Source organism: Stenotrophomonas genospecies 3 (assembly GCF_054473855.1).
On record NZ_JBTMUR010000012.1, the window covers coordinates 74845 to 88320 of the forward strand.

At 67.4% G+C, this 13476-nt stretch carries 8 protein-coding genes and 1 riboswitch; of the genes, 5 read left to right on the forward strand and 3 right to left on the reverse strand.

Annotation, left to right across the window (positions count from 1 at the left end):
• Positions 1–265: 265 nt before the first annotated feature.
• Complete coding sequence (gene ahcY, locus ACX9OT_RS16395; protein WP_132809220.1) at positions 266–1711, reverse strand: adenosylhomocysteinase; 1446 nt, start codon at positions 1709–1711, stop codon at positions 266–268.
• Positions 1712–1747: 36 nt separating this feature from the next.
• A riboswitch (S-adenosyl-L-homocysteine riboswitch) is annotated at positions 1748–1831 on the reverse strand.
• A gap of 120 nt (positions 1832–1951) precedes the next feature.
• On the opposite strand from ahcY, the gene ACX9OT_RS16400 reads away from it, so the two are divergent.
• The gene (locus ACX9OT_RS16400) at positions 1952–4468 is read left to right on the forward strand and encodes a S9 family peptidase (RefSeq protein ID WP_459002901.1); all 2517 of its coding nucleotides are present in this window, start codon (positions 1952–1954) and stop codon (positions 4466–4468) included.
• 172 nt (positions 4469–4640) lie between these two features.
• A complete protein-coding gene (ppc, locus tag ACX9OT_RS16405; protein WP_459002980.1) occupies positions 4641–7352 on the forward strand; it encodes a phosphoenolpyruvate carboxylase in 2712 nt (903 codons plus the stop codon).
• 126 nt (positions 7353–7478) lie between these two features.
• On the opposite strand, the gene ACX9OT_RS16410 is transcribed toward ppc, so the two are convergent.
• A complete protein-coding gene (locus ACX9OT_RS16410; protein WP_010481883.1) occupies positions 7479–7985 on the reverse strand; it encodes an acyl-CoA thioesterase in 507 nt (168 codons plus the stop codon).
• A gap of 138 nt (positions 7986–8123) precedes the next feature.
• A complete protein-coding gene (metK, locus tag ACX9OT_RS16415) occupies positions 8124–9335 on the reverse strand; it encodes a methionine adenosyltransferase (RefSeq protein ID WP_010481882.1) in 1212 nt (403 codons plus the stop codon).
• A 335-nt stretch (positions 9336–9670) separates the two neighbouring features.
• Here metK and olsF point away from each other — a divergent pair, with 335 nt between their 5' ends.
• From olsF to ACX9OT_RS16430, 3 genes are all read left to right on the forward strand, one after another.
• Positions 9671–11386, forward strand: coding sequence for a bifunctional ornithine lipid synthase OlsF (olsF, locus tag ACX9OT_RS16420; RefSeq protein WP_164079793.1), 1716 nt, complete (start codon positions 9671–9673; stop codon positions 11384–11386).
• Positions 11383–12183: a UDP-2,3-diacylglucosamine diphosphatase gene (locus ACX9OT_RS16425; protein WP_049399789.1), complete on the forward strand. Its 801-nt coding sequence runs from the start codon at positions 11383–11385 to the stop codon at positions 12181–12183. Before olsF ends, ACX9OT_RS16425 begins: the two co-directional genes overlap by 4 nt.
• Positions 12184–12327: 144 nt before the next feature.
• Complete coding sequence (locus ACX9OT_RS16430; protein WP_459002904.1) at positions 12328–13395, forward strand: metal-dependent hydrolase; 1068 nt, start codon at positions 12328–12330, stop codon at positions 13393–13395.
• Positions 13396–13476 lie beyond the last annotated feature (81 nt).

A 13476-nucleotide genomic window follows, 5' to 3' on the forward strand; every position in this document is an offset into this window, starting at 1 on the left:
GCGGGGCAGGGGTGTTGCCTTGACCGAGGCTATTGTTCCCGCTCCGGTGGGGAACATCCACGCATGGCGTGGATCTACTGTGGGTTGGCTGGGGGATATCCACGCATGGCGTGGATCTACTGGGGCCGGACGATCAGTAGATCCACGCCATGCGTGGATACGTGGTGTACGGCTGCAGGCAGACGCAGAACGGGCGCCCGAAGGCGCCCGTTCCGTGTGTTGCATGCACCGGTAGTGCCGGCCGCTGGCCGGCACCGCGCAGGCATCAGTAGCGGTAGTGGTCCGGCTTGAACGGGCCTTCCACCGGCACGCCGATGTAGTCGGCCTGTTCCTGGCTCAGGGTGGTCAGCTTCACGCCGATCTTTTCCAGGTGCAGGCGGGCCACTTCTTCGTCCAGCTTCTTCGGCAGCAGGTAGACCTTCTTCTCGTAGCTGTCCTTGTTCGCCCACAGGTCGATCTGTGCCAGGGTCTGGTTGGCGAAGCTGTTGGACATCACGAAGCTCGGGTGGCCGGTGGCGCAGCCCAGGTTCACCAGGCGGCCTTCGGCCAGCAGGAAGATCGCGTTGCCGTTCGGGAAGATGTACTTGTCCACCTGCGGCTTGATGTTGACGTGCTTGATGCCGGCGAACGACACCAGCGCATCGACCTGGATCTCGTTGTCGAAGTGGCCGATGTTGCAGACGATGGCCTGGTCCTTCATCGCGCTCAGGTGCTCGATGCGGATGATGTCCTTGTTGCCGGTGGTGGTGACGTACAGGTCGGCACGGCCCAGGGTCGATTCGATGGTGTTGACTTCATAGCCTTCCATCGCCGCCTGCAAGGCGCAGATCGGGTCGATCTCGGTGACGATCACGCGCGCGCCGTAGGCACGCAGCGAGGCCGCGCAGCCCTTGCCGACGTCGCCGTAGCCGCAGACCACGGCCACCTTGCCGGCCAGCATCACGTCCATCGCGCGCTTCAGGCCATCGGCCAGCGACTCGCGGCAGCCGTACAGGTTGTCGAACTTGCTCTTGGTGACCGAGTCGTTGACGTTGATCGCCGGGATCAGCAGGGTGCCGGCCTGGGCCAGCTGGTACAGGCGGTGCACGCCGGTGGTGGTCTCTTCGGAGACGCCCTTCCAATCCTTGACCACGCGGCCCCAGTAACCCGGGCGCTCGGTGGCGACGCGCTTGAGCAGGTTCTTGATGACCTGTTCTTCGTGCGAGGCAGAGGCGGTGTTGACCCAGTCGCTGCCGTTTTCCAGCTCGTAGCCCTTGTGGATCAGCAGGGTCACGTCACCACCGTCGTCGACCACCAGCTCCGGGCCGGTCAGGGTGCCGTCGGCCAGGGTGAAGGTCAGCGCGTCCAGGGTGCAGTCCCAGTACTCTTCCAGGGTTTCGCCCTTCCAGGCGAACACCGGGGTGCCGGTGGCGGCAATGGCGGCAGCGGCGTGGTCCTGGGTCGAGAAGATGTTGCACGAGGCCCAGCGCACGTCGGCACCGATGTCCTTCAGGGTCTCGATCAGCACCGCGGTCTGGATGGTCATGTGCAGCGAGCCGGTCACGCGCACGCCCTTCAGCGGCAGCTCGGCCTGGTACTTGCGGCGGATCGACATCAGGCCCGGCATTTCGTGCTCGGCGATGTCCAGTTCCTTGCGGCCCCAGTCGGCCAGCGTGATGTCGCGGATCTTGTAATCACCTTCGGTGGAGAAGGTCTTGGCAACAGCGTTCATTCGTGTGCTCCGGTTGTGGGCGAGCGGGTGCTCGCATCTAGCCGGGCGCCGTTGTTACAAAGCCACCTTACCGAGCCTGGCCGGGCCTCATGGGATCCGGTCGCAGCGCCCCTCGGCAGGGGAGAACCCCCATTATATCGCGGCCTCGGCGTGACATCCGGATGACCCAACCATCGGCAGGTGGGATCGCGTGCACGGCCTGTTAAGGTCGGTGTTTTCACGCATCACACAGGTGGAACGATGAGCATGCACGCGCGCCGCACACGGCGCTGGACCGGCCTGGTCCTGTCGATGGGACTGCTGGCGGTGGCTCCGCTGGCCTGGGCCGCGGCCCCGCAGCCCGCCCAGGTACAGGCCCAGGGCGTCAACGGCTACGAACTGCCGTCGGCGGCGCTGCAGGCGGTGGTGGACGCGCCGCGCGCGCCCTCGCTTTACCTGTCGCCACGCCGCGATGTCGCCGCGATGATGCAGATGCCGTCGCTGCCGTCGATCCAGGTGGTGGCGCAGCCGGAACTGAAGCTGGCCGGCCTGCGCATCAACCCGCGCACCTTCTCCGACAGCCGCTTCAGCTTCGGCGAGAAGCTGTGGCTGATGAACGTGGCCGACGGCAAGGAACGGCAGATCAGCGGCCTGCCGGCCAAGCTGTCGATCGCCAGCGTGATGTGGTCGCCGGATCAGAAGTGGCTGGCCTTCAACCAGGTCGACGCCGCCAGCGGCGCCAATGAACTGTGGCTGGTGGATGTGGCCGGCGGCAGCGCCCGTCGTCTGGTCGCCGGCCTGAACACGGTGATCGGCAGTGGCTACCAGTGGCTGCCGGACAGCCGCGGCCTGGTGGTGTTCACCCGTCCGGCCAACCTTGGTGCGGCCCCGGCCGCTGACGGCATTCCGACCGGCCCAGCCGTGCAGCAGACCAGCCAGGGCGGCGGCGTGGTGTCGATCCGTACCTACCAGGACCTGCTGAAGAACGAGGCCGACGCGCGCCAGTTCGATTACTACGCCACCACCCAGCCGATGGAAGTCAGCCTGGATGGCAGTACCCGCGCGATCGGCGCAGCCGGCATCTTCATGGGCTTCTCGGTGTCGCCAGATGGCCGCTTCGTGCTGCGCCAGCCGGTGCAGCGGCCGTATTCCTACGTGGTGCCGGTGGACAGCTTCCCGCGCCGCATTGAAGTGATCGACCGTGCCAGCGGCAAGCTGGTGCACACCGTGGCCGTGCGCCCGCTGGTGGAAGGGCTGCCGACCGGCAACGACGCCGAAGTGACCGGCGCGCGCGACATCCGCTGGCGTGGTGATGCCGACGCCACCCTGGTCTGGGCCGAAGCGCAGGACGGCGGCGACCCGAACAGGGAGGCCAAGGTGCGCGATGCGGTGCTGATGCAGGCCGCGCCGTTCGACAAACCGCCGGTCACCCTGGCCCAGCTTGGCAGCCGCCTGGCCGGCATCAGCTGGGGTCGCGGTGACCTGGCCCTGCTGACCGAATCGTGGTGGAAGACCCGCAGGACCAAAACCTGGTTGATCGCCCCGGACAATGCCGGAGCCGAGCCGCGCCTGCTGTGGGATCGCGACGGGCAGGACCGCTATTCCGATCCGGGCCGGCCGCTGTTGTCCAGCGACGACCGCGGGCGCTCGCTGCTGCAGACCAGCGCCGATGGCAGCAGCCTGTATCTGGCCGGTGCCGGTGCATCGCCGGAAGGCGATCGTCCGTTCGTGGACCGCTTCGACGTTGCCACGGGCAAGGCCACCCGCCTGTTCCACTCGCAGGCGCCGAGCTATGCGCTGCCGGTGGCGCTGCTGGACAACCAGGCCAGCTCGCTGCTGCTGAGCCGCGAGAGCCCGGATGAGCCGGCCAACTTCTACGTGCAGTCGCTGGCCGATGCCGGTGCTGCACCGCGTGCGCTGACCCACTTCGCGCATCCGCTGCCGCAGTTGAAGGGCGTGCAGAAGGAGCAGATCCGCTACAAGCGCAAGGATGGCGTCGACCTGACCGCGACCCTGCTGCTGCCGCCGGGCTACGACCCGAAGCGCGACGGCCCGCGGCCGCTGCTGATGTGGGCCTACCCGGGCGAGTTCAAGAGTGCGGCTGCGGCCAGCCAGGTGACCGATTCGCCGTACCGCTTCAATGCGGTCAGCTACTGGGGCCCGCAGGCGTTCCTGGCCAAGGGGTATGTGGTGCTGGCCAGCCCGTCGATGCCGATCATCGGCGAAGGCGACAAGGAGCCCAACGACACCTACATCGAACAGCTGGTGGCCAACGCGCAGGCCGCCGTGGATGAAGTGGTGCGCCGTGGCGTGACCGATCGCGATCACATCGCCATTGGTGGCCATTCCTACGGTGCGTTCATGACCGCCAACCTGCTGGCGCACACGCGCCTGTTCAAGGCGGGCATCGCGCGCAGCGGCGCCTACAACCGCACGCTCACGCCGTTCGGCTTCCAGGCCGAGGAGCGCAACTACTGGCAGGCGCAGGACGTCTACCAGAAGATGGCGCCGTTCAACTACGCCGACAGGATCAAGGATCCGATCCTCTTCATCCACGGCGTGGACGACAACAACTCCGGCACGTTCCCGATGCAGAGCGAGCGCATGTTCGCCGCAGTGAAGGGCCTGGGTGGCACCGCGCGTCTGGTGATGCTGCCGAACGAATCGCATGCCTACCGTGCACGCGAGTCGATCATGACCATGCTGGCCGAAAGCGAGCGCTGGCTGGAACAGACCATCGGCCCGGCCGAGCAGGGCAAGGCGAAGAAGAAGCGCTGACGTGACCCGGTAGTGCCGGCCGCTGGCCGGCAACCTCATGGACTCACGCGACCTGAGGTTGCCGGCCAGCGGCCGGCACTACCAGATGAAACCATTTTTGCATCGCAGCACGATGCCCGTTCTGGTTTAGGCTTGGGGTCTGGATCCGTTGACCGAGGCCTGTGCGTCGCCGATGAACGAGTACCGCAGCAGCATCGAGTTTGCTTCCCCCGATCTTCCGCTTCGCGATGACGTGCGCCGGCTCGGCGCGCTGGTTGGCGACCTGCTGGTTGAACAGGTCTCCGCCGCCTTCCTCGACGATGTCGAGGACGTGCGCACCCGCGCCATCGCCCGCCGCGAGAACCAGGCGCCGTTGTCGGAGCTGGCCGATGGCCTGGCCGGGCGCACGCCGCAGCAGGCCGAAACCATGGTGCGGGCCTTCAGCACCTACTTCCAGGTGGTCAACATCGCCGAGCGCGTGCATCGCATCCGCCGTCGCCGTGACTACCAGCGCGCCGGTACCGCAGGGGCGCAGCCCGATGGCCTGCAGGATGCACTGCAGCACCTGAAGGCGCAGGGTGTGGGCCTGGACGAGCTGGCGCAGTGGCTGCCACGCATCGACATTGAACCGGTGTTCACCGCACACCCGACCGAAGCGGTACGCCGCGCGCTGCTGGAGAAGGAGCAGTTGATGGTGGCCAGCCTGGTCGACAATCTCGACGGCCAGCGCACGCCGGGCGAGGCCGCCGCCGATGCCGCGCGCTTCCGTATGGCGCTCACCGCGTCGTGGCAGACCACCGATTCTTCGCCGGTGCGGCCCACCGTCGATGACGAACGCGAGCACGTCGGCTTCTATCTGGTGCAGGTGCTGTACCGGGTGATTCCGGTGCTGTACGAATCGCTGCAGCAGGCGTTGCGCGATACCTATGGCGAAGAACTGCCGCTGCCGCGCCTGCTGCGTTTCGGCACCTGGGTGGGCGGCGACATGGACGGCAACCCGAACGTGGATGCCCATACCATCCGCAATACGCTGGATGCGCAGCGGCAGGCGGTGCTCGCGCGCTACCAGAAGGAACTGCTGCAGCTGGCCAGCCTGCTCAGCCAGTCCACCGAGCGGGTGGGTGTGAGCGATGCGCTGCAGGCACGGGTGGCGCACTACCAGCAGCTGCTGCCGCAGGTGCAGTCGCGCCCGCGCCATGCTGACATGCCGTACCGCCTGCTCAATGACCGCATGCGTGCACGCCTGCAGGCCACGCTGGATGACGGCGAAGGCGCCTACGCCGGTCCTGATGAACTGATCGAGGATCTGCAGCTGATCCTCGACAGCCTGCGCGCCAACCGTGGTGAGCATGCCGGTGGCTTTGCCGTACAGCGCCTGCTGTGGCGGGTGAAGACCTTCGGCTTCCACCTGGCACGGTTGGACGTGCGCCAGGAATCGAGCGTGCACGCGCGCGCGCTGGCCACCGTTCTGGGCGGCGACACGGCGTGGGACAGTCTCGATGCCGTGGGGCGTGCGCGCCTGCTGGCGCCGCATGCCAGTGGTGACACGCCGTTGCCGAAGGGCGACGACGAAGGCAACCAGCGTCTGGATGCGGTATTTGCGGCGTTGGCCGATGCGCGTGCGCGCCATGGTGGCGATGCGCTGGGCAGCTACATCATCTCGATGGCACACGACCGCAGTGACGTGCTGGCCGTGCTGGCGCTGGCACGCCGTGGCGGCCTGGTGGAAGAGGGCGGTTCGGTGCCGCTGGATATTGCGCCATTGTTCGAAACCGTGGACGACCTCAAACGTGGCACCGCGACCCTGCGCGACCTGCTGGCCGACCCGGTGTACCGTGCGCATCTGCGTGCACGCGATGACGTGCAGATGGTGATGCTGGGGTACTCGGACAGCAGCAAGGACGGAGGCATCGCTGCCTCACGCTGGGGCCTGCAACGTGCACAGGTGGAACTGATGGAAGTGGCGGCCGAGGCGGGCATCCGCCTGACCTTCTTCCATGGCCGTGGTGGTTCGATCAGCCGCGGTGGCGGCAAGACCACGCACGCGGTGGATGCTTCGCCGCGCGGCAGCATCGATGGCCGACTGCGGGTGACCGAGCAGGGTGAGGTGATCCACCGCAAGTACGGCATCCGTGCATTGGCCCTGCGCTCGCTGGAACAGGCCACGGGTGCCGTGCTGCGCGCCAGCCTGCGCCCGCGTGCAGCGGAGCCGCGCGAGGATGACTGGCGGCCGGTGATGGATGTGGTCGCCGGCTCCAGCAGCGAGGTCTACCGCACCTTCGTCGGCCAGTCTGGCTTCATGGACTACTTCCGCACGGCCACGCCGATCGACGTGATCGAGCGGATGACGCTGGGTTCGCGTCCGTCGCGCCGGCTCGGCCAGGACGCGGCGTTGGGCAACCTGCGCGCGATTCCGTGGGTGTTCGCCTGGAGCCAGGCGCGTGCCGTCATTCCCGGCTGGTACGGGGTGGGCAGCGGCCTGCAGGCGGCGGTGGATGCTGGCCACGAACAGACGCTGCGCGAGATGGCGCGTGACTGGCCGTTCTTCCGCACCTTCCTGGACGACATCGCGATGGTGCTGTCCAAGGGCGATATCACCATTGCCGAGCAGTTCTCGCTGTTGTCGGGCGACCTGCACGGACGCTTCTTCCCGCAGGTACAGCGCGAACTGGAACTGACCCGGCACTGGCTGCTGGCATTGATGGACCAGCAGACGCTGCTGGACCACGATGCGCGGCTGTCGCTTTCGATCCGCCTGCGCAATCCCTATGTCGATCCGATCAGCGTGCTGCAGGTGGATCTGCTGCAGCGCTGGCGCGAGAACGGGCGCGAGGATGACGACCTGCTGCGCGCACTGGTGGCCTGCGTGAACGGTGTTTCGCAGGGTGTGCAGAACACCGGGTGAAATGCATCCGCCGGGCGTGGCCCGGCGAATTCGAAATGGTAGTGCCGGCCGCTGGCCGGCAACCTCATGATGTCTGGCAGCACGCGCGAGGTTGCCGGCCAGCGGCCGGCACTACCGGGTTCACGCTCATTCTTCCGGCGACGGCGGGTTCGACGCCAGCAGTTCCAGATGGCGCTGCTCCATTTCCTGGCGCAGCTGGCGGCGGATCTGTGCGGCGGCCTGGCGGCGCTTCTCGTCGGAGGTGGCCGGCTGCAACGGCGGCACCGGCGTCGGCCGGCCTTCCTCATCCACGGCTACCATGGTGAAGAAGCAGCTGTTGGCGTGGCGCACGCTGCGCTTGAGGATGTCCTCGGCCACCACCTTGATGCCGATCTCCATCGACGAGGTGCCGGTATGGTTCACCGAGGCCAGGAAGGTGACCAGCTCGCCCACCGCAATCGGCTGGCGGAACATCACCTGGTCCACCGACAGGGTGACCACGTAGCTGCCGGCGTAACGGCTGGCGCAGGCGTAGGCGACCTGGTCGAGCAGGCGCAGGATGGCGCCGCCGTGGACCTTGCCGGAGAAATTGGCCATCTCCGGCGACATCAGCACGGTCATGGACAGCTGGTGGGTTTTCAGTTCGGTCGACATGGGGCGATTGTATCGGCAACCGGTTGTGCCGGCCGCTGGCCGGCAATCACGCGATTGTTTCCGGAGGCCATGAAAAAGCCGGCCAGCGGCCGGCTCTACCAGAAGCAGAAGGGCCGCGTGAGCGGCCCTTCGTGTTTCTTACTTCAGCTTCGCATCGGCGCGCAGGGCGGCGGCGCGGTCGGTCTTCTCCCAGGAGAAGGCCGTGGCGTTGACGGTCTCGCCTTCGCCGTTGAGGTAGCTGAACTCCTTCGGCTTGCGGCCGAAGTGGCCGTAGGCGGCGGTCTGCTGGTACATCGGGTGCACCAGGTCCAGCATCTTGATGATGCCGTACGGGCGCAGGTCGAAGTGCTTGCGGATCAGCTTCTCGATCTTGTCGTCGCTGATCTTGCCGGTGCCGAAGGTGGTGACCGAGATCGAGGTCGGCTCAGCCACGCCGATGGCGTAGGAGACCTGCACTTCGCAACGGTCGGCCAGGCCGGCGGCAACCACGTTCTTGGCGACGTAGCGGGCCGCGTAGGCCGCCGAACGATCGACCTTGGACGGGTCCTTGCCGGAGAACGCGCCACCACCGTGACGGGCCCAGCCGCCGTAGGTGTCGACGATGATCTTGCGGCCGGTCAGGCCGCAGTCGCCCACCGGGCCGCCGATCTCGAACTTGCCGGTCGGGTTGATGTGGAACTTGGTGCCCTTGTGCAGCCACTTGGCCGGCAGCACCGGCTTGATGATCTCTTCGCGGACGGCCTCGATGAGGTCCTTCTGCTTGATGCCCGGGGCGTGCTGGGTCGACAGGACCACGGCGTCGATGGCCGAGACCACGCCGTTTTCATAGCGCAGGGTGACCTGGCTCTTGGCGTCCGGGCGCAGCCACGACAGCGGCGAGTTCTTCTTCTTGCGGATCTTGGCCTGCTGCTCGACCAGGCGGTGCGACAGGTGGATCGCGGCCGGCATGTAGCTGTCGGTCTCGTTGGTGGCATAGCCGAACATCAGGCCCTGGTCGCCAGCGCCCATTTCTTCCGGCTTCTTGCGGTCCACGCCCTGGGCGATGTGCGGCGACTGCTTGCCGATCAGGTTCAGCACCCCGCAGGTGGCGCCGTCGAAGCCGACGTCGGAGCTGTCGTAGCCGATGTCCGTGATGACCTTGCGGGTCAGCGCTTCCAGGTCGATCCAGGCGCTGGTGGTGATCTCACCGGCCACAATGGCAACACCGGTCTTGACCATGGTCTCGCAGGCCACGCGGGCGCGCTGGTCCTGGGTCAGGATCGCGTCCAGCACCGCATCGGAGATCTGGTCGGCAACCTTGTCCGGATGGCCTTCGGAGACCGACTCGGAGGTGAAGAGATAGCTGGACATCAGGCGTAATATCCCTTGATTCGGATGGAAAGATGGGCGCGAATGATACACGGGGTGCGCCGCCTGTGCATTGTGAACCTGTACCGGTTGCCGGTGGTTAAGCCCGCGTAGGCCCGGCAGGGGCCGTCCGGCCGGGATTGGGGCTCAGCCTCGAGGCCCAGTGTTCCACCAGCGTGACAACGCAGCGGGCGCCTACCGGCCCCGACTGCGCGGGCCACAACGCCCGGCAGCGGCTGTGCGGCCGTCATCGTTCTGCCCAAAAACCGCCATCTGGCTGCCGCCTGCCGGGCGCAGGCTGTCGGCCAATCCGGCCGCCGGGCATGAGTGGATCCGCCATGCAGGAACTTGAACAGCGTCTCCAGCAACGCTTCCCCGATTGGTTCCATGGCCGCCGGGGCCAACTGGCGCGGCCGTTGCTGCGCAGCGTCGGTCGCTGGTCGCGGTTGGACCAGATCGAAGCCTTCCTGCAGCGCAGCTCAGGCCTGCGTGGCTTCGGCTTCGTCGCCGCCGGCCTGGAGTTCATCGACGGCCAGTACCAGGTGGACCCGGCCGCGCTGGCCAGGATCCCGGCCACCGGCCGCCTGCTGATCGTCGCCAACCATCCCTCCGGGGCACTGGATGCCCTCGCCCTGCTGGACGCGGTCGGCCGCATCCGCCGTGACGTGCGGATCGTGGCCAACGACCTGTTGGGGGCAATTGCGCCACTGCAGGACCTGCTGCTGCCGGTACGCATCCTCGGTGGCAAGGCCCAGCGTGGCAGCCTGCATGCCGTCGAAGAGGCGCTGGCCGCCGAGCAGTGCGTGATCGTGTTCCCGGCCGGCGAGGTCTCGCGGCTGTCGCTGCGCGGCATCCGTGATGGTCGCTGGCAGCGCGGTTTCGTCCGCTTTGCCCGTGCCGCTGGCGCGCCGGTGCTGCCGGTGCGTGTGGAGGCGCGTAACTCGGCGCTGTTCTACGGCGCCTCGACCCTGTTCAAGCCGGCGGGCACCGCGCTGCTGGCGCGCGAGATGTTCACCCGTCGTGGCCGTCCGCTGCGGCTGAGCATCGGTGAGCCGATGCAGCTGGGCAAGGGCGGCGACCCGGGCGCACAGCTGCTGGCGGTGCGCCGCGCGCTGTATGCGCTGGGCCGTAATGGGGCGGCGGGCGATGCAGCCGCTGTAGCAGGCCCCGAGCCGCTGGCGTCCCCGGTGCCGCCTTCACAGGTGGCCGCAGGCATCGCCGCGGCGACCCAGCTGGGCCAGACCGCCGACGGCAAGCAGATCCTGCTGGCGACCTGTACCGCCGATTCGCCGCTGCTGCTGGAGCTGGGGCGTCTGCGCGAGCTGACCTTCCGCCAGGTAGGCGAGGGCACCGGGCGCAGCCGCGATCTGGACGATTACGATCCGCGGTACGAACACATCGTGATCTGGGACGCGGCCGCGCAGCGCATCGCCGGCGCCTACCGGATCATGCGTGGTGCCCACGCGCTGGCCCGGCACGGCCTGTCCGGGCTCTACAGCGCGTCGCTGTTCCGCTATTCCGACGATGCCATCACCCACATCGCCGAAGGCCTGGAACTGGGCCGCAGCTTCGTGGTGCCTGATTACTGGGGCAGCCGCAGCCTGGACTACCTGTGGCAGGGCATCGGCGCCTACCTGCAGTGCCGGCCCGGCATCCGCTACCTGTTCGGCGCCGTGTCGATCAGCGCAGCGCTGCCACGCGATGCACGCGAGCAGCTGGTGGCGTACTACCAGCGCTACTACAGCGGTACCGCCGGCCTGGCCGAATCGAACCGCCCGTTCCAGTACTTCGCCGCGCCGCCAAGTTTCGGCGAGCTGGATGCAGGTGCCGCGTTCGATGTGCTCAAGGCCAACCTGGCCGCACTCGGCACTGGCGTGCCGACGCTGTATCGCCAGTACACCGATCTGTGCGAACCCGGTGGCGCCCGTTTCCTTGCCTTCGGTGTCGACCCGGACTTCAGTGATTCGATCGACGGCCTGATTGAAGTGGACCTGTGCGCGATCAGGCCGAACAAGCGCAAACGCTACCTGCGCGATGCGGGGACGCCGGCATGAGCGCGCTGGCGAACCTGTCGCCGCACCGGCGCGCAGTGTTCGTCTCCGACGTGCACCTGGGGTCACGTCATTGCCATGCCACCGAGCTGGCGAGGTTCCTCTCGCAGCTGCGCTGCGAACGGTTGTACCTGGTGGGCGACATCATCGACCTGTGGTGGATGGCGCATCGCCGCGCCAACTGGCGCCAGTCGCACAGCGAAGTCATCCAGGCCCTGCACGCGCTGCGCCGTGCCGGGACCGAGATCGTCTACATCCCCGGCAACCATGACGCGTCACTGCGCCACGTGTGCGGGCTGATGCTCCCAGCGATGCAGGTGCGCCGCCGCGCCATCCATGTGACCGCCGATGGCCGTCGCCTGCTCGTTGCGCATGGGGACGAGTACGACGGCGTGACCCACTTCGGTGGCCTGCAGGAAAAGTTCGGCGACTGGCTGTACTACCGCATCCTGACCGGCAACCAGGCGTTGAACGCGGTGCGGCGGCGGCTGGGGATGCGCTACTGGTCGCTGTCGGAGTTCCTGAAGAAGCGCAGCGGCGCGGCCGAACGCTATATCGAGCGCTTCGTGCAGGCCGGGCTGGACGACGTGCGGCGGCGCGGACTGGATGGCATCGTCTGTGGCCACATCCACCGCGCCGCGCTGATCGAGCGCGATGGCCTGGTCTATGCCAACGACGGCGACTGGGTGGAGAGCCTGACCGCGCTGGCCGAAGACCATGATGGCGCGCTGCGCCTGCTCGACCACAATGGCCAGACCCTGGTGGAACTGCCGGGCGCGCGCATCAAGCAAGCGGCTTGACCCACTCTTGTAGAGTCGAGCCATGCTCGACTGCTCTTCTCAGACTGCCCCGCGTACAGCAGTCGAGCATGGCTCGACTCTACAAAGGAGCGCGAGCGGCTGTGCCATCAAGACGGCACGCCCGCAAGCCGCTAGCATCGGCCCATGGATTCCCTGACCCAGATCGTGCTCGGCGGCACCGTCGCTGCTGCCATCGCCCCGCCCGGACATCGCCGTGCGGCCCTGCTGGCCGGTGCCGCGCTCGGCACCCTGCCGGACCTCGACGCCCTGTGGCTCGGCTTCACTGCCGCCGACCCGGTGGCGAACATGATCGAACACCGCAGCTTCAGCCACTCGCTGCTGGTGCTGCCTTGGGTGGCGGCACTGATCTGGTGGTTGTTCAAGCGCTTCGGCAATGGCCGCGTCGCCCAGTCACCTGTGCGCTGGTTCTGGGCGATCCAGCTGGCGCTGGTCACCCATCCCATGCTGGATGCGTTCACCGTCTACGGCACCCAGCTGTGGTGGCCGCTGCGCCCACACCCGACCATGGGTTCCAGTGTCTTCATCATCGATCTCGGCTACACGGTATGGCTGCTGCTGGGCTGCGTGCTGGCCTGGTTTGGTCGCGCCCGCCCCTGGGCTGGCAAGGTGCTGGGTGTGGCGTTGCTGGTCAGCAGTGCCTACCTGGGTTGGGGCCTGATCGCCAAGGCGCAGGTCGACCGTGCTGCCCAGCAGAGCCTGGCGGCGATGGGCCTGGGCGATGCGCCGCGCTTCTCGGTGCCGATGCCGTTCAACACCCTGCTGTGGCGCGTGGTGGCAATGACGCCGAACGGCTACGTGGTGGGCGACCGCTCGCTGGTGGCCGACCACGGGCCGATGCGGTTCGAAGGCCACGCATCCAACGTGCAGGCCTTGCGCGAAGCGCAGGCCATCCCGGCGGTGCAGCAGCTGACGTGGTTCAATCGTGGCTTCATGCGTGCGCAGGTGGTGGACGGCCGGCTGGTGCTGAGCGACCTGCGTATGGGGCTGGAACCGGACTACACCTTCAACTTCGCGGTGGCCGAGCAGGCTGATGGGCAGTGGCGGGCGATCACGCCCGAGCAGGTGCGGGTGGATTACAGCAGCCCGGCTGCACGCGCCGACGTCGGACGCCGGTTGGCCGCGATGTGGCAGCGGATCTGGCATCAGCCGGCAGCACAGCCGGGTGCGGCCGACCACAGCGCCGTGCATTGATCAGTAGATCCACGCCATGCGTGGATGGCGCGGACATTGGCGAAGACAGCCACGCATGGCGTGGCTCTACTGCCTCAATCG